We start from the raw sequence: 24,915 nt of genomic DNA on the forward strand, positions 1-24,915 counted from the left end.
TATCTCATCTTGGTGTCACTGTTGGCTTGCTTGGAAAGGCAACCAGCTTTACACTTCGCAAGCCGTCTTGTTCAAGACTCCGTCAGCTTGCGCAGAGGCCATAAACAATTATTAGAGGCGCCCTAAGAACTGCCTCGCTTAAGACCAAGCATAGCAACGCCCAGTTATCTTTCGCCATGAGCTTCAACCTACCGCCTGGCTGTAGAGTCTATCATGTAGACTCGGTATTGTTGGTTTGTGTAATAAGTATAGAACAATGATTTTTGATGGAGTTCTATTTACTGTAGTAAATGTTATGTTATAACATAACATTAATGTGATTTATATGAAATATGGCTTATATGAAGAGTATCCTTATGAAATGGCTAGTGAAGCAGCTAATGTTTTCTATTGTGCTGGTTGGAGTATCCGCTCAGGCTTTATGGGCAGATATTCATTTTAAAGATGTGATAGGGCGAAATATCACGCTTAAAAAGCCAGCAGAGCGCATATTTTTGGGCTTTTATTTTGAAGATTTTTTAGCCATAACGGGGCCAAACGCTTATGAAAAAGTTGTGATGTTTCCTCGGGCTTCCTGGCGTGATTATCGACGGTCTCAGTGGGAAACTTACAGCAAAATTATTCCTCAGCTAACCACAATTCTAGACTCAGGCTCGATTTATACCGGTACCTTTGACTTTGAAAAGCTGTTGGCAACAAAGCCTGATGTGGCACTTATTGCAGCATGGCAATATAAATCTTTAGGGGAAAAAGTGGCGCTTTTGGAAAAGTCAGGAATTAATGTGGTTGTTGTTGATTTTAATGCGCAAACACTCGCTAAACATGTGGCTAGCACTCTGGTTATAGGCAAAGTGATGGGAACAGAAGGCCGTGCTGAAGCAATTGCAAAAGAATATCAGCAAACGGTTGAAGATACTCAAGCAAGGGTAGCTAAGTATTTAGCTTCACACCCTTCACGTCGGGTGTATGTGGAAATGGGTACAACGGGTCCAAAGGAGTATGGTAAAAGTTACTCAACAACCATGTGGGGAAATATGCTTAAAATTGCCGGAGCTGATAATATTGCCACGGGTAAATTTGAAGGTTCTGCTCATCTGGCACCAGAGTATATATTAAGTCAAAACCCTGAGGTGATTTTTATTTCAGGTGCCCATTGGTCTAAATATAATGATAGTGCTTTACTAGGCTTTGGTATCACTGAAGCACAAGCGCAAGCTCGCTATAAGCCTTATTTAAGTCGTGCAGGATGGCATCATCTGGCAGCGGTAAAAAATGGTGATGTGTATGGTATTTATCACGCTGGCACAAGAACCATTTATGATCATGTTTTTATTCAATACCTGGCAAAGTCTATTTATCCTGAAGCATTTAAAGATATTGATCCTATAAAAAACCATCAAAAATTTTTTGAAAACTATATGCCACAACAGTTGAATGGTTCATTTATGATAAAAGTGGCAGATTAGCCATGAGTGAAGCCATAAAAGGTAAGCTATTAATAATGCAGGAAGAGCCTGTTATTAATGGACTTTACCAACAACTTAATAAAAAACGGATGTGGCGCTTAGTTATAATATGTCTATTTTTAACAGCGAGTTTAGGGTTAGATGTCAGCATTGGCTCATCTTGGATGAACTTATTTGAGATATTTAATGCACTTATTTCAGGGCCAGGTAGTAATAGTGTCAATACTACCATTGTCTGGCAACTGAGATTACCATTAACGTTAACCTGTATGATGGTTGGGGCCTGTTTAGGGTTGGCGGGTGGCTTAATGCAAACGTTGCTTGCAAACCCACTGGCTAGCCCATATACCCTTGGAGTCTCTGCAGCAGCTGGATTTGGTGCAGCAGTTGCTATTTTATCTGGTGTCACAATATTGGGTAATACATGGCTAGGGGTACCCATTGCTGCTTTTATTGCAGCCGGTTTATCTAGCTTGGCTATTTATTTTATCGGTAAAAGACAAAATATGGATGCAAAAGTACTGGTTTTAGCCGGTATAGTGATACTCTTTTTCTTTCAGGCCCTGTTATCACTCGCTCAATATTTAGCTTCACCTGAAGTATTACAGCAAATTGTGTTCTGGCTTTTTGGTAGTTTGCTAAAAGCCAATTGGGTTTCAGTTGGCGTTGCAGGTATTATCTTGCTGATCAGTATAATTTGGATATATCCCAAAGTATGGGTATTGACAGCTTTATCCAGTGGCGATGAGCAAGCTCAAGCCTTAGGCATAAATACCAGCAAGATAAGGCTGCAAGTATTTTTGCTGTGTTCCCTATTAACGACAGGTGCCGTTTCTTTTGTCGGTACGATAGGCTTTATTGGTCTTGTTGCTCCTCACTTATCGCGTATGTTGGTTGGAGAGGATCAACGTTTTTATTTGCCTGCGGCGACATTGATAGGTGCGTTACTATTAACTTCTGCCTCGTTGGTTTCAAAGGTGATTATTCCTGGTGCAATTATCCCAATTGGTATTATTACATCGTTAGTGGGGGTCCCTTTTCTTCTGTATTTACTGGTCAGCAGGCGATTTAATCAATGAGAAGCTTATGTCTTGAAGAACTTTGTGTTTCGTTGAGTGGTAAATCTATTCTTAAAGAAATTAATACTCAATTTACAGGTGGAGATTTTACCTCAATTCTTGGTCCAAATGGGTCAGGGAAAACGACATTACTTAAAGCCATTATGGGAATGGTAAGATCTCAAGGGAGAATTAGTTGTTTTGAAAATACAACACCCGTTGCTCGCCTTGAGTCGTCTTATTTATGCCAGTTTATTCATTCCAACTGTCAGCTGACAGTCATAGAAATGGTATTACTTGGTTTTGTTAAGCAATTGTCGTGGCAGGTAACCCCAGAGCAAGAGAGCCAAGCAGAGCAAATTTTATCAGAATTTAATTTATTGAAAATCGCAACTCGCCGATTTAATACATTAAGTGGCGGGCAGCAACAGCTGGTAGCAATGGCTCAAGCGCTGGTATCTAAGCCAAGCATGTTATTACTTGATGAGCCTATTAGTGCACTTGATATTCGTCATCAAATTCAAGTACTAGAAATTGCTAAAGACTACACAAAAAATACAAAGACCATAACAATAACGGTATTGCATGATTTATCGCTAGCTGCCCGCTATAGCGACAAGTTTGTTTTATTAAATGACGGGCATGTTGTAGAAGCAGGTAGCCCAGCTAAGGTATTACAACCCGAATTACTAGAGCAAGTTTATCAAGTGAAAGTAGAGGTTGGGTATTGTAGTAATGGTTATTTACATATTACGCCTACTATACCTACTGATATAAATGTAAATTAAAATTAGATTAACCATGACAAACGATAAATATCGACTGCTACTTGATTTAGCATCCTATGACTCGCAGTTAGCGGCTTTATCTTATTACTGTTTAAAAAGCTGTGATTGTTTTACTTTGTTACAAGAAAAATTAGACGAATTATGTGGTTTTATTACCAGTGAAGCTAATCAATCAATTTGGAAAAAACACGAACTGTGTGGTGAATTAGATAGACAACTTAAACAGTTAAGAGAAACTGCTATACATGCACTCTGCTCCCTTGAGCGACATCAGTCAAAATGTGCAAAAGCACACCAGTTAAATATCACGCCATATTTACAACAGTTAAGTGATAGTATTCAATGGGAGCTGAAATTAGCAAAAGTAGGAAGCACCTCAAGAGTACTATTTATCGGCTCTGGTTCTTATCCACTTTCAGCTTTTACAATTTCTCAAGCAACGGGTGCTACTGTACAAGGGCTAGATATTGACAAAGAAGCTGTTAAGCTGGCTTCAGACCTACAGCAGGAAATGTGTAAAACCAATTTTGTTTATGGTGATTTAGCTATTGTATTTCAAGCATTTAGGCCAACACATATTATAATTGCCTCTTTAGTTGAGCATAAATGGGAGGTGCTTGCCCAGTTACGTCCTTTGTTATCACTTTCACAAAAAATTTTAGTTCGCTTTGGCAACGGGCTTAAATCTGCATTTAACTATCCATTTAACCCAGAACTATCAATTGGTTGGAAGCGCACTCCCATTTTACAACTTTCTGGTGTTTATGACGCAATATTAATGGAGAAAGAATAAGTATGTCGAACCATCCCTTGGATGCCACACTCATTGTTGGCAGTGGCCCTGCTGCATTACAAGTTGCAGTGCTTTTGAAAAATGCAGGCGTTAGTCAGCTGGGTATGGTGAGTCGATGCTCTGAAAAATGGCAACAATTTTTGGATGTGTATAGTCGCACACATGAAATAAAGATAACGGTTGTTAAGCCAGAGTTATCCTATTTAGCAGGTAGTACTACACTAACTTGTCTTTATGATAGCTACAAACAGGTGCAAAACAATTGGCATAATCTTGTTTTGAGTATTCCTTCTGACGCTTATTTATCAGTTTTAGCTTTATTGCCTTTGGAAACGTTAACTTGCTTAAAGAGCATTATTTTACTTTCACCCTCTTTTGGTTCGCATCTATTAGTGAGTCAGCATTTGGAATCGAGAAAAGTTAATTGTGAGGTTATTTGTTTATCTAATTACTTTGCTGCAACTAAGTATAGGATTAGTAATGAGACGAAAGTCCTTAATCACGCCGTTACTAAAGCCTGTAAAAAAAAGCTTTACTTATCTTCGAGCCAGCATGGTAGTGAAGCTTTATTAGCATTGCAGAAACTGCTGTTAGCCACAGGTATAGAAAGCCAGCAACTGTTCAGCGGGTTGAGTGTAGAAGCAAGAAATATAACTAGTTATGTTCATCCTGCGTTATTTATCAATAAATTTTCTTTAGATCAAATAGTTGCTCCTGGTGTAATACCTAAGTACATGTATAAACTCTATCCAGAAGGACCTATTACTCCAAATGTGATTAAAAAGATGGTCGGTATTTGGTATGAGATTTCAGCCGTTGTACTAACATTAAATGCTGAACCAATAAATTTATTACAATTTTTAAATGATGATAACTATCCAGTTCATGAGTTGACTATTAGTCGAGAACAAATTGATAGCTTTTGTGATTTGACAGTCATTGAACAAGAGTATCTCCTTTATATTAGATATAGTGCAATTTTGATTGACCCTTTTTCGCAACCCAATGAAAAAGGGGGGTATTATGATTTTTCTGCAGTGCCTTACCCTAAAGCCAGCTTTGATAGTGGTAGGCTTATATTACCTAGAGTACCTGTTGAGGATATAAAGTCAATTTATTTATTTAAGGCCTTAAGTAAGTTTTTTTCTCTACAATGTCCTACAATTGATGGCTTAATTGATTGCTTTGAGGGCTGGTATGAGGAAAAAATACAAAATAATGACTTAATTAAACAGTGGGCTGAGTGTGCTGAGCAAACAGCTAGTCAAATAGTCTCAACTAATAAAAAGTTGGTTAGAGGTACCCTAGAGGAATATAAATATGAATAACGGTGTAGTATTAGCCATTTTATCAGCATTCGTATTTAGTGCCATGAATGCCTTGATTAAAGCGGCGAGCCTTACAATTCCAAGTAGTGAAATAGTGTTCTTTCGAAGTATCATCGGTACCATCCTTGTGTTATATTTAATGCGTCATAGTAAAGTAGCCTTTTCAAGAAATGGTATTTCACTCTTGATTGTAAGGGGAGTGCTTGGTGCACTGTACTTGTTGGCTTTTGTTTATACTATTGCTCATATACCGTTGGCCGATGCGGCTATATTAGCTTACTTGTCACCATTTTTTGTGATCATATTATCTCGACTTGTCCTCGGTGAAACCTTGGCTTCTCGAACAAAGTATTTACTACCCTTGGTTTTATTAGGGATGGTATTGGTGGTTAATCCATTTAACTACTCGTCTTTTAGTATTTATGCACTCGCAGGCGTTGCCAGTGCACTGTTTGCTGCAGGTGCATCTATTACTATTCGCCATTTAAGTAAAAAGCACCATACTTATGAAATTATTTTTTATTTTCTTGCTACCGCAACCATTATTTCAGCAATTTTAATGGGGGATGACTTTGTTATACCAAAAGGAGTAGAGTGGGCATACCTAATTGCAATTGGTGTTGTATCATTACTAGGGCAAGTTTTTTTGACTAAAGCATTTACCCATGAAAATGCTGCTGTCGTTGCTACAACGCGATATATAGGTATTGTATTTAATGTATTGTGGGGGGTACTCTTCTGGAGCGAGATTCCTGATTGGCTCACGACAGTAGGAGGTATCATTATCATCAGTTCTTGTATTGCACTATCTCTGAAGAAAACATTATTGACAAAAGACAAATATAGTCAAAAGCAGGTAGTTGAAACTGATCCTCAGCCAACAAAATAAATAATATACGGCTATACCGAGTCAATATATGACTACCATAATGGAGAAACGATAGTGGCACTAGCTACTCAGTTTTGGTTTCTACTTGTTAGTGCTGCATCTTGGCTATTGCTATGATTGTTGATGTCCATTCTATTGGTTTGTTTTATAGCCATTGGGTGCTCTAGTAAACTTTTATCACTTTTCATATATACCATTGATTAAATCGTCAAAGTAATACTGGTCATATTTTCCTGCTTCTATGAACTTAGCTAGTCCCTTATTGAATAGAGCCATTATTTTTTTATTATTTTCTATTTTATTAGACAATAATAAGTAAGCTTCCTGTTTCTTTAATGGGCGATGATGATTTGTAAATAGCTGAACCATTGTTTTAGGGAAAATTTTATTAATCTCAAAGTAGCCAACACTTAAGTCATGAGGGAAAATATCAATTCGTTCTTTTAGTAGCATTCTTAAATTCTATACATCAGTAATTAGTCTAGGAGTGACACCATAATATTTTAGCTCTTCCGATACAAATGGTGGCCACTCGCCTCCGGACAGGGTAATGCTTATTTCGGCATTAGCTTGGAGGGTTAGTATAGCTAATGCTATATAAAGAAACTTCATGGTACGTTGACTACTCTTGCTGTTAGCTTACGTTTAGCAAAGAGCGTTAAATGTTTCCACTCTATGTTTGCAAGCAGAAATAGTAGCCAGGCAAACTGCTCATAAGACAGGTAAGGCTGTCATTGAGGGGCAGGGTACGGTTGGCCTGCCAATGATTGTGCAATGTACCAGTCATTAGCCGCTGGGCAGCTTCTTGAGCCTGAAACATCACCTGCTCTGTCTGATGCAACAGCAGGAGGGATGCAGTGACATTTTCGCTTTGTCAGCAGTGACTAGAACATGAGCGGATTGTGACAGAAGGGACCGCAGCAGTGAAGCATATCCGTCAGTTGGGCTGTCAATTACAAGGTAAAAAAATAGTGGTGGTTTTATCTGGGCGAAATATTGCCTTAGAAAAACTGCTTAAGATTATTCAGTAAATAGTTTACAGATTGTGCAAATAAAAAAATAATAGATAAAAAACGGGAAGGTTCTGTAATGAAAAGCACAATCAAGTCAATCAAGGATAAACGGCAGCGTCACCAAGAGCGGTATACGGCACTGGGTTACCAATACGTTATAGCAGACAGCATTGATTTTATTAATGTCATTCATTGGGATCAGGTAGTGGGTAATGCCTCAGTATTTATGAGCCAGGACTATTTGCAAGTTATCGATGCCAATAGTCCAACAAATACTGAACAGCGCTATGCACTGGCTTATCAGGATGGCAAGCCTGTGGCTGCTATTGTTTGTCAGATAGCCACCATTTCTGGTAAACAACTGGTATTGCCAGATAAAAAGCTGAAAGAAAAAGTAGTTAAACAGTATCGAGAGAGAGTACTGGTATGTGGCAACTTAGTGTCTAATGGATTACATGGTGTTGCTTTGGCAAGTGACTTGGATGCTGAGCAAGGATGGCGAATAGTTGCGGAGCTGATTTATCGTATTCGACGAGGGGAAAAACTGAATGGCTCAATTAATTTTGCGTTAGTGAAGGATCTTGGCCTGGCTCAGCTTGAGGCATCAATGGTGATGGAGCGCTACAGTTACCGTAAAATACAAACTGATCCTGATATGGTGTTAGAGCTGCCTGATAACTGTACTTCATTTGATGACTATCTACAGCTACTGACATCTAAGTATCGTAATCGAGTCAAAAAAACGCAAAAACAACTAAAACAAGCGGAAATTACTGATGTACGGATAACGGACCTTTCAGCTTATGAGCAAGTGATTCATAACTTATATTTACAGGTTGAGCAGAAAGCTGAAATTCGGCCTGCTACTTTACCGAGAGGGTATTTTTCTGCTTTGGCTCAGGCATTAGGTGACAATTTTGCTTGTTCGATTATTAAATATCAGGATGAAGTTGTGGGGTTTGTGTCCACGATTAAAGATGGAAAAGTAGCTAAAGGTTACTATGTTGGCGTTGATTATCAGGTGAATGCAGAATACCCCATTTATTTTCGGTTGCTGCAATTGATTATTGAGCACGGTATTAGTATGGGCTGTAATATCATTTCCTTTGGTCGAACGGCTGTTGAGCCTAAAACCGGCTTGGGTGCTAAACCAGAAGCTACCTTTGTTTGGGCTCGGCACCGAATACCGGCAGTCAACTTTTTGGTGAGAAAACTCTTTAAGGCCATTCCTGTTGAGGAAGCGCCAGAGCGAAAAGTACTTAAGCAGTAGTTAGTTCATATCCTATATTTGTGCATCAACCTCTTTTTGGTGCACATAACCCTTCTGTCTTCAAAAAGGCTTCGCTAGTTAATAGCCGGTTTATCCTATAAAAACAGACTCTTAGTTTTATTATCAAGAAAACTAAGAGTTGGCATATAATTTGTTGTAGCTAATATGTGTCATTCATGGGAATTTCCCAGCGCACAACGTAGTCTCCTTGAGAAATGAGGGTGTCGTATAAGGTGTCGACACCCTCTAAATAGGAGTGATTGAGCATCAGGATGGGGAGTAGCTAAGCGGTTTACGTTATTTTGTCTTTCAGAGCCTTGTCGGTTTATTTCAGTCAGTTTCAGCTAATGATGCTGGTCGGTTTTTAGGACTACGCCTGAGTTTTTCAGGTATTGCCAATAGCAGGGGGGTGTAGGCAGCTACCCTACCTGCTATTTTTTTAATAAATCTAGAGTTTGATATGGAATAACAGTGCATTCTTTCTCCGTTCTTGAAGTGCCATCCCTGGTCCATCAAGAACTAAAAAGGCACCCATGCCTTAGCTCCAGAATACTCTATTACCCCATATCAGCTAGCTTTTGCGATACCCTCCAAGAGATTTTAAACAGGGATTTCCATTTTGGCGCCGCAATATTTGCAGTGGACTGCGTCACTGTCATGGCCGGTTTTTTTACAATTACGGCAAGAGTGCTCGCCTTTATCTCGACCAATTTCGACTGCTAACTCTGCGGTGATGATGCCTGTAGGGACGGCAATTATGGCATAACCGGTTACCATAATGATTGATGCCAGGCTTTGACCTAAAACTGTTTGGGGGGTGATATCACCATAGCCCACGGTGGTAATGGTAACAATTGCCCAGTAGATGCTGGTGGGGATGCTGGTAAAACCGTGTTCAGGCCCTTCTATGACATACATAAGTGAGCCAAAGATACTGACTAATACAACCACTGACATCAAAAATACAAAAATTTTGCGGCGGGCTAGCAAAATAGACCGCATTAGCATGTTGGCTTCGCCTAAATAGCGGAATAGCTTTAATACCCGGAAAATTCGCAAGACTCTAAATAATCTGATGATGATAAAAAACTGGGCTTGCGGAAGAAAAAATGCGATGTAAGACGGGAGTATGGAAAGTAGATCAACTATGCCATAAAAGCTACGGGCATAACGGAAAGGGTGTTGGGAACAATATAAACGAACGGCATACTCAATGGAAAATAAAATGGTAAATAACCATTCACAAAAAAATAACAACCCTTTGTATTCACTGGATATATGTTCTACTGAGTCAATAATAACAATAAAAACACTAATTAGGATGGCGTAAATAAGGGCGATATCAAACCCTCTGCCTGCTGGTGTTTCTGTGCCAAAGATAATCTCATTCAGCTGTTGTCTTAACCGTTGTTGAGACATTTTTTTCATAGGTAGCTAACTAATAATCTATAAACGTATCTTATGTTTGAGAGCATAGATTATATCTATTCTTAGCGATCTAACATGGGGTCAGAGCAATAATTTTAATGCAGGCTACTCAGAATGGTATCAATATGTTGTTGCAGAGGGTGACGAATGGCGGGCTTTTCAATAAAGTCCATTGCTCCTGCTTTGATAGCAGAGACAGCAACAGATACTTCTACTTGCTGTTCTCCCAGCATAATAATAGGGATATGACTGTTAATAGTATGGATTTGATCGAGCTGACTAGGTACATCAATACCAATAGCTGTGTCACTGCAAATAATACACAACGGCTGATTACAGGCTAAACATTGTAATAATTGCTCAAACTTAGTCATCACTGCACACGGAATATTATGTTGCTGGCAGACCTCTTGAACGGTTTGTTGTGTATGTAGGTCTTGATCAAATAATAATACTGTTGGTGCGTGTAGTTGTGTCATAAATGCAAGCTGGGCTGTGAGTATGGCAGTAATTAGCCCCACACTACAACTGTCTTTCTTATCGGGGCAAGCATTAATAACCAGAGTATATGATGGCTACCACCATTACAAAATCTGTAGTTGTATCATGGCCAGTTCGGAATATACGGAGACTGTTACGGGTATTTAGTAAGGAGCTGGTATGTTAAAACGAAAGCTAGACTTAACATACCGGCAACTTGATGGGGGGGACAACTATATATAGTGTTAAGGACTATCGCTTAGCTAAATATCAACCTGATCTTTAACTTGCATTATTTGGCGTACCAGATGAGCTAGTGATTTTGTGCCCATTTTCTCCATGACACGAGAACGGTGGATTTCAACAGTTCGTTGGCTCAAACTGATATCTGCCGCAATGACTTTGTTGGCTTTACCTTCCACTACATGGTGTAGTACTTCACGCTCACGGTCAGTCAAGGTGGCCAAACGCTTTAAGATTTCTTTATGCTCAAGCAACTCTTTACGTTGCTCACTATCCAGCTTCAGTCCATCATTGATAAGGTCCAGCAGCTCCTGGTCTCGAAAAGGCTTCTGAATAAAGTTCATGGCACCATTTTTAATGGCCTGCACTGCCATTTGTACATCACCATGACCAGTAATAAAAATAATGGGAAGGATGCAATGCATTTCATTGAGCTTGGCTTGTAGCTCTAAGCCACTCATACCAGGCATCCGAATATCCATCACAATGCAACCGGGGCGGTTTTCGTTATAAGCGTTTAGAAAGTCAGCAGGAGAAGCATACACTTCGACAGATTGACCTACTGATTGCATCAACAGCCCTAGCGAATCACGCACAGCTTCGTCGTCATCAATGATAAAGACAGTAGGTTGTTGTTCTTGCATATGAGCTCCAGAAGCACTTAATAAGAAAGAAGGTTTGCTGGAAAAAACCAGTCATTAATATAGCTTAGTTTGCCAGCTTGTGATGAAATTATCGAGAGGGATGATGGACGATGACAGGTTTTTGTTAAGCTTTTGATAACAAATTGTCATATACCGCGTATTAAAAATACTTTTTAATAAGAAGATATTACCAGTGACGAATGATCAGCTTGCCCAACGATTGTTGTATGCTATTCAAAACAATCGGGTTGACGGAGCGGGGCAAATTGCCCGGCAGGCATTAAGTGGTTTGGCAGACTACTGCTCACAAGCCCATTTAACGGAAGGTGATATTCAACAAGCCTGTCGTTTAGCCAGGCAATTACAGCGGATCAGGCCGTCAATGGCTCCTCTGCAACAGCTGCTAGGCACTTGGTTACGTGAAGTTGAGCAAAATGACCTATCATTTGCTCAGGCTGCCGCCCATGCTATGCAGCTGGTGCAGTATTCAAAAGAGGCAGTTGCCCGTAGTGCCAGTGCCATGGTGCAGCGAATTAAGCCCGGTAGTGTGGTGATCACCCATAGCTGGAGTTCAACTATCCGTGAGTTGTTTTGTCTATTAAGTCAGTGGCCGTGTCAGGCGATTGTGACTGAATCTCGCCCTGGCTGCGAAGGCTATAGGACGGCTGAGTTAATGTCAGAGCTAGAAATTCCCTGTCGTTTGATTACTGATGCTCAAATGGGCGTTTGGTTTGAGAACGCTGATATGGCTGTTATTGGGGCTGATATGTTGCTTGAGGATGGCTCAATCGTGAATAAGGCTGGTAGTTATTTATTGGCTTTAGCTGCAAAGGCTGCTAACAAACCCTTTTATGTATGCTGTGAAACGTTTAAACAAGTTGATTTACTTCCTAGTATGGTCGAGCTGGAGCAACATAATGGCAATGAGTTAGGTGCACCATCCTTGGCCCATATTGAGATAAAAAATCAATATTTTGAGGTAGTGCCCGCTCACTTAATTACCGAGGTGGTGACAGAGCAGGCAAGTCCTCAAAAGCTCCCTTGATTGAATTTGCTACTTAAGTTGCAATGCTGAAGGGTTTAACATGTTTTCAGGCTTTAGAATTTCCTTCAGTTGGGTTTCATCTAATAAACCTTCTTCCAATACTAGGTCAATTACCCGGCGGCCAGATTTAAGGGCTGTTTTTGCTATCCGGCTAGCATTTTCATAACCAATATAAGGGTTTAGTGCTGTGACGATACCAACACTGTTATTCACATAGTCTCTGCATTTTTCTCGGTTGGCAGTAATCCCAGTAATGCATTTTTCACTGAGCATGGTGCTGGCATTAATGAGTGACTCAATAGATTGCATGACTTTGTAAACAATTAATGGCTCCATGACGTTAAGCTGTAATTGGCCTGCCTCAGCAGCCATACTGATGCTTAAGTCATTCCCAATCACATCAAATGCAACTTGGTTAACTGCCTCTGGAATAACCGGGTTGACTTTACCAGGCATAATTGATGAGCCAGGCTGCATCTGTGGTAAGTTAATTTCATTTAAACCTGCCAGTGGGCCACTGCTAAGTAGACGTAAGTCGTTGCATATTTTAGATAGTTTGATGGCATAGCGCTTTAACATACTGGAAAACAGCACAAACGCACCCATATCAGAAGTGGCTTCGACTAAGTCGGACGCTTGTACTAAGGGGACGCTACTGATATTTGCCAGGTAATCTATAGCCAGCTTGCCATAGCCAGGATCCGCGTTAATACCAGTACCAATCGCAGTGCCACCTAAATTAATTTCTTTAAATAGATCCGCCAGCCCTTTGATCAGTTTTACGTCTTCATCGATGGTCGTGGCATAGGCGTTAAATTCCTGGCCAAGTGACATGGGCACTGCATCTTGTAACTGGGTGCGACCCATTTTAATCACATCTTTAAATTCTTCGCCTTTTTGCTTGAGACTATGCTTCAGGTTTTGTGCAGCAAGGGCTAGTTCACTGTGCCGTAAAATAATGGCCAATCTGACAGCCGTAGGATAGACATCATTTGTCGATTGCGACATGTTGACGTCAGTATTGGGGTGAAGGTGGGTATAAGCCCCACGGGGGTGGCCAAGGATTTCCAAGGCTCGGTTGGCAATGACCTCGTTGGCATTCATGTTAGTGGAGGTGCCTGCGCCCCCTTGAATCATGTCTACCACAAAATATTCATGCCACTGACCTGCAATTATTTCATCACAGGCTTGCACGATAGCATTGGCTTTGGTGTCACTTAAGTGTTTTAACGCTTGATTTGCCTGGGCCGCAGCTTTTTTTACCATGGCCAATGAAGTAATCAGGCTTGGGTAGTGGCTAATAGGTACGCCGGTTATTTGAAAGTTTTCTATGGCGCGCTGGGTTTGAATACCATAGTAAACATCTTGGGGGATTTTTTTGCTACCAAGCAAATCGTACTCAACACGGTAGTCGTTATTGTTAGCTGAGTCAGTATTCATGGCTATACCTCATTACTTAGCCGAATGCCCTTTTTATTGGGCTAAGTGTCGCTGGATAAGGACCTGTCTTCAATACGGACTAGTACGTGTCATCCGCTGTTAACAATAATACTGCTTTATATATTAGGTTAGTGGTCCATACGCAAAATAAGGAGATTAAAATGATTACAGTTTATGGTGTACAACTATCGCCTTTTGTTCGGAAAGTGTTGATTAGCCTTGATATGCTGGAGCTTGATTACACAGTAAACCCTGTCAGTCCAATGGACCCACCTGCAGGCTTTAAGGCAATCAGTCCGCTTGGCAAAGTGCCTGCACTTGAGGACGATGGTTTTGCTATTGCTGATTCGACTGTCATTTGCCAATACTTGGACGAGAAGTATGGAAAAAACCAGCTTTACCCTGCAGACTTAAAAGCGCGTACTAAAGCCTGGTGGATAGAAGAGTACGCTGATACCAAACTTGCGGAAGTGGTTGGTATGCCTTTGTTTTTTGAGCGAGTTGTGAGGCCTACATTTTTAAAACAAGAAATCAATGAGCAGTTAGTGGAGGATAATATTAAGCACAATATCCCACCTGTTTTAGATTACCTGGAGTCCGCTGCACCTAAAACCGAGTTTGTGTGTGGGGCGTTATCTGTTGCTGATATTTCGATTGCTAGCTTATTGATTAATGCTGCTTATGCGGACTATGAAATAGACTCCAAGCGCTGGTCAACGCTATCAAACTATCTGGAACGGATTTACCAACAACCGGTATTTCGGAAGTATATTGAGAGCGATAAACAAATATTGCAGGCTTGATCAGTGTGTACCAATGTAGGTATGTATAGTTACTGGATAGCAGTTTAAGGTGGGGGAGGTAACTTCCCCATCTCAACTGCTTGAGTGCAATATTGAAGGCAATAGAGGGTCTAATCAAAAAAAGCAGGGCAAGCATAGCTAAAAGGAGATGAAATTAGACAACATCTAGCTTATTATTTATAATGAGAATGATTATCATTATTATGGATGCTGAAATGAACAAACAGAGCTGGCAGCAGCATTGGATTGATAAATACTGGATTGCAATTACTACCGTTATCGCTATTGCACTATGTTATGGCTTACTGGCGCTAATGTAAGAGGGTGTTGGGCTTGATCACCCTCACAGGGTATTGGTTGCCGGTATCGATCTTCTTACTTTATGGCAGAAAATGATTGCCGACTATTAGCATTAACTGCTGCATTAACACGCTCTCTAAGCTCTTTGCCTGGCTTAAAGTGGGGAACATAACGAGCAGGTATTTCAACTGGCTCGCCTGTTTTAGGGTTTCGGCCTGTCCTTGGTGCATGGTAGTTTAGTGAAAAGCTGCCAAACCCCCTAACTTCTACACGTTCTCCTTTGATTAATGCTTCTGACATCTGTTCTAGTAGCAAATTAACAGCCAGTTCAATATCTTTAGCTGTCAGCTCTGAATCTTGTTGGGCTTCGATTAGACGCTCAATCAGCTCCGATTTGGTCATCTCCCTTCTCCCCCTGTCGATGATGACTCTTCAGTGGTGAATCCTGAAAATAAGCGGCCTTTAGCGCTTTCTAGTTATTTTTAGGATTCACCACTTAGACTAGCTAAACCTTTCTTTGGAATCAACTAACATATTGATTTTCATGATAATAATGTGTTTGTTGGGTAATAAGTAAACAGATGCTGAGTAAATAGAGGCAGTCACAGGCACTAATCGACGGTTCTGCTTTGTACTTACACATAGTAAGAGTAAGCCAGTGTTTTAGAGTTCATCATGCAGGGCAAACGTCTCATCGTTGTATATGTCTTATGCTTGAGAAGTATCCTGCAGCATGGAGCAGCAGAGTAAAGTGTATTTCTTTACATTGCCATGACAAACTAAAGGCATGTATTTATTTCAATGGTTAGTTTGTACTGTATTTAAGATTTTGGTGTAGTGATAGGCAGAAATTGTGTGTAAAGAAAAGCTGTTGCTGATAGTGGGCTTAAGTTTTGTTGGTTAAGTATATATGATGAGGCTTAGTTACCTTTTGGTGACGGTTGCTTTTGGTTTTTGTCAGCCTCGGCTGAGTCTATCCAGTGAGTTGAGTGTAAAACTTAACAACAACTGGGAACGCTTTGTACAATCACTAATCACACAACCCGCTAAAGTTACCATTACTCAACAACAGTTAAACCGATATCCCGTTGCTTTGTTGTTGCCAGCGGCGCTTTATCCTGACTTAACCCGGTATAGCTGGCAACAAATAACAGGGTTGTATCACCTCAATCAAACTTGTGCTGAACCCAAAGACATTGAGCTGCCCATTCGTGCCAAAGCATTTGAATTAGCTTTATGCAGACAACAGTTATTGCCTGTAGATTGGTTTAAGCAGGGAGAACTTATCCACCCTGCTGGAGGAAGTTATGCTGGTCGATATTTGAAGTATGTCGTTAAATCTGGAGTAACACCGCTATCTGCAGAAGTTAAGGTAAAATTAAGCCAATTGTTTGTACTTAGCAATCCAGGTCATCCTCTTCATAAGCAATTGATGCCATTAGGTCCGGAGGGCTTAAACAGCCTTCTTAACCTACATCAGTGGTATTTGCACTCTAATGGATCGCTCTGGGTTTATAATGAAAATGGTATTAACAAATATGAAAATAAAATTTGGCAGGTAACAGCTAAAAATAATGCTATTGATTTGGTATATAAAGCCAATACAAATATCTGTCAATTAGCGCCAGGTAATTTTTGTATACAAGAAAAGCCTGCCGTTAATTTTATCAGAATTGTTTTAGAAGGTGGTTTGATATTACTCAGTATTTTTTTACTGGTTAAACTGCTGATGAATCGATACTTGGAAGCAAAGGAGCGTGGTTTTATTTTACAGCTGCTGACTCATGAGTTACGTACGCCAATAGCGAGTTTAGCAATGACAGTTGAACAATTTCGTGATGCATTTGATGAGTTATCACCTTCACTGCAAGATACTTTTTCTCGGTTAACATTTGACTATCAGCGTTTAAAGCAGCTGACTAATACCAGTCAGGGCTATTTAAGTGAGGGAAAAAAGTCTTTCCTCGATAGTCAACCAATTCTATTATCTGAGTGGTTGAACTATTTATGCACTAAATATGGTGTGATGTATTCTCTTGATCAGGATAACTATTGCCATTTACCTGTCTATTGGTTAGGTATTTGCCTGGAAAACTTAATAAGGAACGGTTTGGAGTATGGTAAGCCTCCTGTCCGTCTTTTAATCACTAACGTGAACAAATGTCTGGTTATTACCGTTCAGGACCAGGGGGATATCCCCTCGACGTATTTATTTAAATTAATTAGAAGTAATCATCAATTGCGTGGAATGGGTATAGGATTACGCTTAGTCAAACGTATTAGTAAACAGCTGGGTGGTAAACTTAAAATTAATAAATGCCCAACCCGATTTACAATTGAGTATCCACTATGAGTATTGTATTACTGGTAGAAGATGATCTGTTGTTAGGGGAAGGTTTAGTTAAGCTATTTACCAAGTCAGGTTATCAGTGCTTTTGGGTAACAAAGGCGAGTGAGGTTGAGCAATATTGGTTAAAGGCTGATATTGTTATTCTGGATCGACAACTACCAGAAGGCGACAGTTTAAGGCTGTTGCCTCAATGGCTTTCAAACAAAGCCTTACCCGTAATTATCTTAACCGCCAAAGTTGAAGTCGATGATCGTATCGAAGGGTTAAGAACAGGGGCTCGTGATTATATGCTTAAACCATTTGAGCACCTTGAGTTATTAGCTCGGGTACAAGCACAGTTACGGCCATTGGGCGAAAGTAGATTATATGCTAATGACCTAGTACTCAACTTAGCGACACAACAGGTGGTTTATCAAGGAATTGAGGTAACACTGACAATCAAAGAGTTTAAGTTACTCTCAGTATTAATACAAAAGCCAAATAGAGTGTATAGCCGAGAAGAGTTGCTTAACCAAGTATGGGGTTATCAATCGTTTCCTACAACCCGAACAATCGATAACCATGTATTACACTTAAGACAGAAATTCCCTACCTTAGTTATTGAAACGGTAAGAGGGATCGGGTATCGATTAAAAGTATGAAGTTGAAAAGCAATTATTTATTTACAGTTGTTTTTTTATTTTTTATAACCAGTCAGGCTAACGCGAATAATTGGTTGCAAGAAACACCACTAAAAAAGGTCTATGTAGCATTACTAGATGAAAAGCCTATTAAGGCATGGCAACAATTGCTGCTTATACTGAAGAAGCCGTTAACGAGTGAAATAAAGAAACAATGGCCACTAGTATTTGATACAATATTACAAGAAACCAGTTGTGGACAAGCGATTCCAGTAAAAATAGATAATATTTTTGCGAGCTTTATCCGAGTAGTACTAATCAAACACTATAACCTTCAACAAGTTGAATATCATGTAAAATTAAGTTTCGAAGGGGTTGATGCTCCTTTTACTGTCAAACTCATTAATAACCATGGAAAGCCATTAATTAATAATAAAATAGCTAAACAATCAGGTGAGTATGGCTACGCTGAAGTGGAAAGTGACTATTTTCCTCACACCTATTCTGCAGGTGTTTATGACTTGATATTGAGCAGAGGGGAGCACCGTTGGCATGTTAGCCTTATTTTACCGCCTATACCTGATCAGGATTGGATTAAAATTCGAACTCAGGCATCTGTTAAACCACAAATTGATTATACTATTCCCGCTCAAATGGCTGCTTGCCCACCATCAAAAGTAAAGCAGCAGGTGCTAGACCATCACTTTGGTCTATTGTGGCAAAATGTATTATTAAGTAATCAAGCTATAGTATGGAAAAATGATATTGTAAATGCCCATCGAGCCAGTGTCGTGGTAAATAAAAGCTTTTATCAAGGCGATATTTTAATTGAATGGGCTCAAGGAATAGGCTTACCTATTGAACTCACAAGATTTTAACTGTTCTTTTTACCCTCACATGACAAACTCAGCTCAAGTACTGGCTTAAATATACCCGTCGCGGATCATTTTTAGGTTTTGTTATCTTCATTCCTCACCTAAAAATCCTTCGCATTGGGTATAATATACATAAACACCTGCTTTTTATATGAAGGAACAATAAATGTATAGTATTCGAATGGTACTGGCTTGTTTTCTATTCATTGTGTCATGTATCAGCTTTGCTGCCGACCCTATTAAGTTCTGGGAAACGACACAACATGGTGGCAATAGCTTCAATCGTTTACCACCTAGTAAAGCCTATTTTGCAGCATTAAAAGGGTATGGTGCCAGCTGGGTAAGACTTTCTTATGATAAGTGGCAAGCAGAAAAGCGTGATTTCCTGATGGGAGATGCTGACAACTATCGTGGCATTTCTCTGCAAGACTTTACAGTTTTAGCTAATACATTGGAGCGCGCCCATCAAGCTGGAATTAAAGTAGTTATAACACCATTATCTCTGCCATTTATGCGCTGGTCTCAGAATAATGGAAACAAATTTGATGACCGACTTTGGCAGGATAAAAAGAACTGGGATGTAGCTGCGCAATTTTGGCAGGATTTAGCTAAACAACTTAAAGATAATCCAGCTGTTGTTGCATATAATATTATTAATGAACCCGCCCCTGAAAAAAAAGGAGGGCTGGCGGAGCATGCTGACCAGTCAACAATGCAAGACTGGTATAAGCAACAACAGGGAACCTCAAGAGATTTGCGCGCTTTTTATACTAAGGTGATCCATGCTATCCGTCTGGTAGATCCTGTAACACCGATTATGGTGGATGCTGGTTGGTATGCATCAGCTGATGCATACAGCTACTGGCCTGCACCTTTGGCAGACAAACGTATTCTCTATAGCTTTCATATGTATGAGCCTTATGCTGCTACCAGTGGCCCTAACTTGAAGCGTAAAAAACCATACAGTTATCCTGGTATAGTGCCTTTTGGTGATGGTATGGAGTATTGGGGGGCCAAAAGAGTAGCTAAGTATCTTGCGTTACCAGGCCAATGGGCTGAGTTGCATGGTATCCCTGCTAATAGAATGGTGGCAGGTGAGTTTGGTTGTATTCGTAAACTGCCTGGCTGTAAGAACTATTTAAACGATGTGCTGACTGTTCTGGATCAAAAAAAATATCACTGGGCATTCTATAGCTTCAGGGAAGATAACTGGGATGCAATGGACTATGAATTGGGGACAGCAAAGGTTCATTGGAAATATTGGGATGCTATGGAAAAAGGTGAACCTGATCCAATTAAACGAGAACTTACGCCTTTGTTTGATGTTATACGTATGAGGCTATAGAGCTTCTTAACACTACTTGAATCCCCACTCTCAGTTCAAATAGGCGTTGAAATAACGCCTTTCAGTTTCGCAACGCTTGATACTATAAGCGTGGTAAGTTACACTCGTGTAACGCTATAACTAACACCTGCTTATTCAGTCCATAAGCACTCAATGGTATGAGCAGCTAGTTTTAGCTTTTAATATTGTCAAAATGAATCATAGTTGGCTGTTATAAAATGTACGTATTTTTTTGATCATCAATAACTGTAAATAAAACGCTGGTTTAGCTCGTCTGATAATCAAGCTTTGGTATTCATGCTAGGTTTTGGACAACAGAAATGCTTTAGCTTCATCTTAGCTCGCGTTGTATTGGCTTGAGGTGAGAGTCATACATATTTGCTAAAACCAGAATTAATGTAGCTTGACAATTCTTTTGTATAAAGGTTGTCAGTTGTTGCCTTCAGTTATTTTAGGTGTTCAAATAATATGAGTACAGATACTGTCGTTTCATATATATTTTTATGTGTTATCTCTGCAGCTACTCCAGGACCTGGCACTTTGGCAGTGGTCGCACAGAGCATTCAAAATGGATTTCGACATACTCTTCCATTAATAGTAGGTATTCAACTTGGTTTGCTTTCTGTCGCTATTGCGGCAATCAGTGGGCTTGCAGTTGTTTTTAAAGCTTCAACAACCTTGTATTATCTCGTTCAATATGCAGGATTGAGTTATCTTGGTTACCTTGGGGTTATGTCTTTAATGGCTTCATATAATAATTATAAAATTAATGAGTCAGCACTGAGTAACTTTTCATTTAAACAAGGTGTGATTATCAGTAGTTTCAACCCGAAAACACTACTATTTTTTTCATCATTTTTTCCTATGTTTATTGATGTGAAAAGTGACTACTTGATACAAGCACTATGGCTAGTGGTTATTTTGCTATTATCAACACTGTTAGTACACTTGTTTTACTCGTTGATCATGGAGAAAATATCATGGGTGCTTTTTAAGTACTCAAGATTATTTCATTTTGTTGTAGGTATTTCTTTTATTACTATAGCCATAACTATGGTTTAAATAGACTTGATTATAGTTAAAATTAGGTACTGAATAATTTTTTATTCAGTACCTAATTAGGTTCTCTAGAAAATTGTCATTACATCACACGTTGAAAAACATACAAAGAAGCTTTGTTTGTGTAGCTTAAGCCTTTACCCACTTTATATAAATATTCCTTGGTAATAGCAATGTCTTGCTTGGGAATAAAGTATTTGTCTAAATCATTGAAAGATAGCTTATATTTTCCGTTTGACTCACGAATAGTCGCTACCAGCTTGTAGTCATTATCAATTGATGCTAACCCAGCATCACCATGGCTATCATTTGCCAGTAAATATCCCCCAACCTTTAAGTATTGTTTGCAGCAACTAGAAATAAAACCAGCATATTGTGAAATTAAAAGGTCAAAAAGACCCAGCAGTTCTTTTATGGGATTATTATAATCTCTTCCATAAAATGTGATATTGGGTATAGTATCATACTCCTTTCTGCTGTTAATAAGATTAATAATCCGATCATTATCTTTAAAAAACTTGATGGCATTTTTATCAGCATCAATGAAAACTACCTGTGGATAGACAAATGCTGGTGATATTTGTACATAGCTGCCAGGGTATACAGCATTAACTATCGAAAATTCCTGCTTTAATAATTGAAATAAGTCAACTTGTTCATTTTCTCTGTCCATGTAGTAGGTTTTATAAAGATGAATAATGTCTTTTTTTCTTATTGCCATAGGAGCCTATGTGAATCTGTAAATTGTTTGCTAGCCTGTAATGATACGTTATTGTAACATTACAGGTAGGTAACTTTAGCAGCTATAAGGGAATATACTTACTACATTATTATATGGGATATAAGCAATCAGTGTTAAACATGAGAGACTATATTGATTTAACCCTTCTTACTCTAGAAGGTATATCCAAAACAGCAGGTAGGCCTATTGATGAACAAGCCTACCTTGAATCAATTGAAATAGCGATGAACCATGGCTTGCTATTCGAGGTTCGTCGAAATGGTATTTTATTAAGCTATGCAACGCTTAAAGATATGGGTAGTGGTACTTGGTTCATTCTTATGTTTGTTACTCACCCATATCACAGAACTAAACAAGTTTTTGGCGAACTATTTTCAAAAATTATCGCTCACCTAGAAACAGTCAAAGCCTGTAAATTAGTGAGTAATGTATTGAAAGTGAACAAGCTATCTCTGGCATTTCATAGGAAGCTAGGGTTTACTATTACAAGAGAAGCTGATATCGGTTTTGAGTTTACAATGGACCTTGATAGCCCAAATGCTCAGCATTGGAAACAATGGAGTAAGCAATTCTACAATGAAATAAACGCTTGAAGTGATTTTCTTAGGGCAGACAGGCCTTAAGCCAATAGGTAGTTTCGGTATTGCTGGCTGTATAGGTATAGACTTAATTATGGGAGTCAATGAGGTCTTTTAAAATGCAAAACAACCAGCTAGAACAGTATAAAATTGCGTGGAGTATTATCTCTGAATTGTTCCTAGACAATCAACTTAGAGTTTTAGACCTAAAACATATAGCAAATGAATTGTTTAAAACTTCTTTTACTGAAAAGGAGCTAAATGAGATGTATTATTACGATGTTGCACCTATTTGCTTTATGAATTTACAAAATGTAGCTGGTGAATGGGAAGGATTTGACAAAGAATGGCTATTTTCTGAGATTCAAAAAAACAGAAATAAAAACCAAATAATATTTCGGTTAAAATGTAAACTGATGCGAAAGTTATATAGCCCACTGACTTTAGAGCAATGGGCAAAAGTCCTTGAAAAACTTAGAGAGTTAAGAGGGGCAGGGTAGTTTAGGAGGCAAATTTAGGTTTCATTGCGATTCTCAGTAAAACAGCCCTATGGTAGTGTATAGGTTATACAAATACATGAAAACTATTTTCATTAAACTCTTTCTTTTTTATTGGTAATGGAGAGCATTACTTTATAGGTAATCCGCCATACATGCCTACCTTATGGGATGTATGGATTGGAATCTATGTGTTGTGTGGTTTTATGGCATTAATGTTTATAATAGGTATATGTAGAGGAAGGAAACTTACCTAACAAAGAGATGCCTGATAAGCTTAATAATGATGAACATCAGAATAGCGACAGACCTGGATCGTGACGATATCAAAAGAATCTATTCATCCGCGTTTCCCAAGGGCGAGAGTGAGATTGTCACAAAACTTGCCATTGAACTACTTGCCGAAAAGACGACACCATCAACCATCCCTCTGATAGCTGAAACTAATAACTTTGTGGTGGGACATGTCACATTTAGTCCTGTTGGAATAGAAAGCAATGAGAGCTGCCAGGCTTATATTTTGGCACCGCTGGCAGTGCAGCCGGGTTACCAAAAACGTCGTATTGGCTCTAAGTTGATTGAATATGGCATGCAACAGTTGTTAGCAATAGGGGGAAATATCGTCTTTGTTTACGGTGATCCAAAGTATTACGGAAGATTTGGTTTTAATGCTGGAGCTGCTCGTAATTATACAGCGCCTTACAAACTTCAGTATCCTTTTGGGTGGCAAGCTGTTGTGCTTAATGAATATATTTTAGAAAAAGCACCCGTAGCAATAAACTGTGTTGCTTCTTTGTGCGACCCCAAATTATGGTAATCAGTTTTTATGAGCCAATTAACACAAATTATTCAGTCCCTTGCATAGAGGCTTTTTTATTCTATGGCTTACTAAACTAATTGTTTGTGTTATATTGGTAACCTCATAACACAAATCTTTTGCCTCTAACTTAGAGGCATTTTTTTACTTAACTGTGACAAAACTGCCTAGTAACTCACTTATAATCAATAGTGTCATACTGTTCCTATTGCTGTTTGTGGTTTAGGAGTTTGATATTTTTCATCTCAAAGAAAAAATTTAGCCCTCGTTATCCTGAGGGCTTTTTTTGTTCTGGAACATTGAAATATTGTTGTACTTATAAAGTATCTAACCTCAAGAGGCTACTTTTTACATTCCTGTGACATTCAATCCAGCAGAGGCTTATATAATTGGCACTGTTGTACAGACCTATTTGAAAGGGAATTAAGCTGTATAGTAGACAGCTTGTGAGCCTAAAATAGGAAGACATACTCAAGTTTTAGCCCCCATGGGGCTTTTTTTATATAATCCTACCAGTAGCAAGTTTGATAGCTAGTAGCCCTCCTATTACAAGTCTAATGCCAATATTAGATTTTACTTAATTATGACAAAAATATTCAGCGTTTACATATAAAATGCAATTAGTCATATGGCCTATGGCTTTTTGGATGGATATTGAAGAGGACTTTTTATGTGGAAATCAATAATTTTTATAGCTGCTGTTACTTTTTCTATTGCTGGTCAAGCTGGCGATGATGACGACTATTGTGAATGCTGGGGTGTTATATGTGAGTGTGGCATGTCATCAGCAAAATAGTGTTTAGACTTATTCCAAACGCTAATCAAACAGCCAATATTGTCTTTGCTAGAAATAATGCTTAACAGCTAATATCCTTTTAAGCCCCACATCGTTGGGGCTTTTTTATTGTATTAACGGCTATCTTTATTGGTGTGATTGTTTCATCTTTGGGGTTTCTTATTTTTGCTAGTTATCGACTTGGTAGGTGCTATCAAGATTATATAAGTAGAAAATGTAAACCTTTTAATGGTAGTTCATAGGCCTTG

General features: G+C 39.1%; 27 protein-coding genes. 19 read left to right on the forward strand and 8 right to left on the reverse strand.

Features of this window, described 5'->3' with window-relative positions; translation table 11 throughout:
- Positions 1-356 precede the first annotated feature (356 nt).
- The 6 genes from ORQ98_RS17085 to ORQ98_RS17110 are packed head-to-tail and all read left to right on the forward strand — an operon-like array spanning position 357 to position 6,322.
- The gene (locus ORQ98_RS17085; protein ID WP_274690020.1) at positions 357-1,466 is read left to right on the forward strand and encodes an ABC transporter substrate-binding protein; all 1,110 of its coding nucleotides are present in this window, start codon (positions 357-359) and stop codon (positions 1,464-1,466) included.
- Between the two features lie 2 nt (positions 1,467-1,468).
- Complete coding sequence (locus tag ORQ98_RS17090) at positions 1,469-2,545, forward strand: FecCD family ABC transporter permease (protein ID WP_274690021.1); 1,077 nt, start codon at positions 1,469-1,471, stop codon at positions 2,543-2,545.
- Positions 2,542-3,312 carry an ABC transporter ATP-binding protein gene (locus ORQ98_RS17095; RefSeq protein WP_274690022.1) on the forward strand — a complete coding sequence of 257 codons (771 nt, stop codon included), beginning with the start codon at positions 2,542-2,544 and terminating at the stop codon, positions 3,310-3,312. Before ORQ98_RS17090 ends, ORQ98_RS17095 begins: the two co-directional genes overlap by 4 nt.
- Before the next feature lie 13 nt (positions 3,313-3,325).
- On the forward strand, positions 3,326-4,105 hold the full coding sequence (locus ORQ98_RS17100; protein ID WP_274690023.1) for a nicotianamine synthase family protein: 780 nt from the start codon (positions 3,326-3,328) through the stop codon (positions 4,103-4,105).
- Positions 4,106-4,107: 2 nt separating this feature from the next.
- Positions 4,108-5,433: an opine metallophore biosynthesis dehydrogenase gene (locus ORQ98_RS17105; protein ID WP_274690024.1), complete on the forward strand. Its 1,326-nt coding sequence runs from the start codon at positions 4,108-4,110 to the stop codon at positions 5,431-5,433.
- Positions 5,426-6,322, forward strand: coding sequence for a DMT family transporter (locus tag ORQ98_RS17110; RefSeq protein ID WP_274690025.1), 897 nt, complete (start codon positions 5,426-5,428; stop codon positions 6,320-6,322). The genes ORQ98_RS17105 and ORQ98_RS17110 overlap by 8 nt, the downstream gene beginning before the upstream one ends.
- A 177-nt stretch (positions 6,323-6,499) precedes the next feature.
- Here the strand turns inward: ORQ98_RS17110 and ORQ98_RS17115 are convergent, their stop codons facing one another.
- A complete protein-coding gene (locus tag ORQ98_RS17115) occupies positions 6,500-6,775 on the reverse strand; it encodes a hypothetical protein (RefSeq protein WP_274690026.1) in 276 nt (91 codons plus the stop codon).
- A gap of 9 nt (positions 6,776-6,784) precedes the next feature.
- Positions 6,785-6,934: a hypothetical protein gene (locus ORQ98_RS17120; protein WP_274690027.1), complete on the reverse strand. Its 150-nt coding sequence runs from the start codon at positions 6,932-6,934 to the stop codon at positions 6,785-6,787.
- Positions 6,935-7,224: 290 nt separating this feature from the next.
- Between ORQ98_RS17120 and ORQ98_RS17125 the strand changes: the two genes are divergently transcribed.
- Together ORQ98_RS17125 and ORQ98_RS17130 are read left to right on the forward strand one after the other, a co-directional pair.
- Entirely contained in the window at positions 7,225-7,353 is a 129-nt protein-coding gene (locus ORQ98_RS17125) for a hypothetical protein (protein ID WP_274690028.1), read from the forward strand.
- 58 nt (positions 7,354-7,411) lie between these two features.
- On the forward strand, positions 7,412-8,605 hold the full coding sequence (locus ORQ98_RS17130; RefSeq protein WP_274690029.1) for a GNAT family N-acetyltransferase: 1,194 nt from the start codon (positions 7,412-7,414) through the stop codon (positions 8,603-8,605).
- A gap of 600 nt (positions 8,606-9,205) precedes the next feature.
- On the opposite strand, the gene ORQ98_RS17135 is transcribed toward ORQ98_RS17130, so the two are convergent.
- The 3 genes from ORQ98_RS17135 to ORQ98_RS17145 form a co-directional block, all read right to left on the reverse strand.
- On the reverse strand, positions 9,206-10,033 hold the full coding sequence (locus ORQ98_RS17135; RefSeq protein ID WP_274690030.1) for an ion transporter: 828 nt from the start codon (positions 10,031-10,033) through the stop codon (positions 9,206-9,208).
- 95 nt (positions 10,034-10,128) lie between these two features.
- The gene (locus ORQ98_RS17140; protein WP_274690031.1) at positions 10,129-10,512 is read right to left on the reverse strand and encodes a response regulator; all 384 of its coding nucleotides are present in this window, start codon (positions 10,510-10,512) and stop codon (positions 10,129-10,131) included.
- A gap of 264 nt (positions 10,513-10,776) precedes the next feature.
- Positions 10,777-11,400, reverse strand: a complete 624-nt coding sequence (locus ORQ98_RS17145) for a response regulator transcription factor (RefSeq protein WP_274690032.1) — start codon at positions 11,398-11,400, stop codon at positions 10,777-10,779.
- Between the two features lie 193 nt (positions 11,401-11,593).
- Here ORQ98_RS17145 and ORQ98_RS17150 point away from each other — a divergent pair, with 193 nt between their 5' ends.
- Positions 11,594-12,445 carry an eIF2B alpha/beta/delta subunit family protein gene (locus ORQ98_RS17150; RefSeq protein ID WP_274690033.1) on the forward strand — a complete coding sequence of 284 codons (852 nt, stop codon included), beginning with the start codon at positions 11,594-11,596 and terminating at the stop codon, positions 12,443-12,445.
- A 9-nt stretch (positions 12,446-12,454) separates the two neighbouring features.
- Here the strand turns inward: ORQ98_RS17150 and aspA are convergent, their stop codons facing one another.
- The gene (gene aspA, locus ORQ98_RS17155; protein ID WP_274690034.1) at positions 12,455-13,885 is read right to left on the reverse strand and encodes an aspartate ammonia-lyase; all 1,431 of its coding nucleotides are present in this window, start codon (positions 13,883-13,885) and stop codon (positions 12,455-12,457) included.
- Positions 13,886-14,046: 161 nt separating this feature from the next.
- Between aspA and ORQ98_RS17160 the strand changes: the two genes are divergently transcribed.
- Positions 14,047-14,688 carry a glutathione S-transferase family protein gene (locus tag ORQ98_RS17160; RefSeq protein WP_274690035.1) on the forward strand — a complete coding sequence of 214 codons (642 nt, stop codon included), beginning with the start codon at positions 14,047-14,049 and terminating at the stop codon, positions 14,686-14,688.
- A 375-nt stretch (positions 14,689-15,063) separates the two neighbouring features.
- Here the strand turns inward: ORQ98_RS17160 and ihfB are convergent, their stop codons facing one another.
- On the reverse strand, positions 15,064-15,390 hold the full coding sequence (gene ihfB, locus ORQ98_RS17165; protein ID WP_274690036.1) for an integration host factor subunit beta: 327 nt from the start codon (positions 15,388-15,390) through the stop codon (positions 15,064-15,066).
- A 508-nt stretch (positions 15,391-15,898) separates the two neighbouring features.
- On the opposite strand from ihfB, the gene ORQ98_RS17170 reads away from it, so the two are divergent.
- The 5 genes from ORQ98_RS17170 to ORQ98_RS17190 all read left to right on the forward strand — a co-directional run bounded on the left by ORQ98_RS17170 (position 15,899) and on the right by ORQ98_RS17190 (position 21,240).
- Entirely contained in the window at positions 15,899-17,341 is a 1,443-nt protein-coding gene (locus ORQ98_RS17170) for an ATP-binding protein (RefSeq protein WP_274690037.1), read from the forward strand.
- Complete coding sequence (locus ORQ98_RS17175; RefSeq protein ID WP_274690038.1) at positions 17,338-17,979, forward strand: response regulator transcription factor; 642 nt, start codon at positions 17,338-17,340, stop codon at positions 17,977-17,979. The genes ORQ98_RS17170 and ORQ98_RS17175 overlap by 4 nt, the downstream gene beginning before the upstream one ends.
- The gene (locus ORQ98_RS17180; RefSeq protein ID WP_274690039.1) at positions 17,976-18,836 is read left to right on the forward strand and encodes a DUF2861 family protein; all 861 of its coding nucleotides are present in this window, start codon (positions 17,976-17,978) and stop codon (positions 18,834-18,836) included. The genes ORQ98_RS17175 and ORQ98_RS17180 overlap by 4 nt, the downstream gene beginning before the upstream one ends.
- A 163-nt stretch (positions 18,837-18,999) precedes the next feature.
- The gene (locus tag ORQ98_RS17185) at positions 19,000-20,178 is read left to right on the forward strand and encodes a glycoside hydrolase family 5 protein (RefSeq protein ID WP_274690040.1); all 1,179 of its coding nucleotides are present in this window, start codon (positions 19,000-19,002) and stop codon (positions 20,176-20,178) included.
- Positions 20,179-20,646: 468 nt separating this feature from the next.
- A complete protein-coding gene (locus ORQ98_RS17190; RefSeq protein WP_274690041.1) occupies positions 20,647-21,240 on the forward strand; it encodes a LysE family translocator in 594 nt (197 codons plus the stop codon).
- 79 nt (positions 21,241-21,319) lie between these two features.
- Here ORQ98_RS17190 and ORQ98_RS17195 read toward each other — a convergent pair whose 3' ends face one another.
- On the reverse strand, positions 21,320-21,958 hold the full coding sequence (locus ORQ98_RS17195; protein WP_274690042.1) for a hypothetical protein: 639 nt from the start codon (positions 21,956-21,958) through the stop codon (positions 21,320-21,322).
- Positions 21,959-22,098: 140 nt separating this feature from the next.
- Here ORQ98_RS17195 and ORQ98_RS17200 point away from each other — a divergent pair, with 140 nt between their 5' ends.
- The 4 genes from ORQ98_RS17200 to ORQ98_RS17215 all read left to right on the forward strand — a co-directional run bounded on the left by ORQ98_RS17200 (position 22,099) and on the right by ORQ98_RS17215 (position 24,667).
- A complete protein-coding gene (locus ORQ98_RS17200; RefSeq protein WP_274690043.1) occupies positions 22,099-22,572 on the forward strand; it encodes a GNAT family N-acetyltransferase in 474 nt (157 codons plus the stop codon).
- A gap of 104 nt (positions 22,573-22,676) precedes the next feature.
- A complete protein-coding gene (locus ORQ98_RS17205; protein WP_274690044.1) occupies positions 22,677-23,057 on the forward strand; it encodes a DUF7079 family protein in 381 nt (126 codons plus the stop codon).
- A gap of 280 nt (positions 23,058-23,337) precedes the next feature.
- Complete coding sequence (locus ORQ98_RS17210; protein ID WP_274690045.1) at positions 23,338-23,871, forward strand: GNAT family N-acetyltransferase; 534 nt, start codon at positions 23,338-23,340, stop codon at positions 23,869-23,871.
- 670 nt (positions 23,872-24,541) lie between these two features.
- On the forward strand, positions 24,542-24,667 hold the full coding sequence (locus tag ORQ98_RS17215; RefSeq protein ID WP_274690046.1) for a hypothetical protein: 126 nt from the start codon (positions 24,542-24,544) through the stop codon (positions 24,665-24,667).
- Positions 24,668-24,915 lie beyond the last annotated feature (248 nt).

Origin of the sequence: Spartinivicinus poritis (assembly GCF_028858535.1) — a bacterium.
In the GTDB taxonomy this organism is placed as follows: Bacteria; Pseudomonadota; Gammaproteobacteria; order Pseudomonadales; family Zooshikellaceae; genus Spartinivicinus; species Spartinivicinus poritis.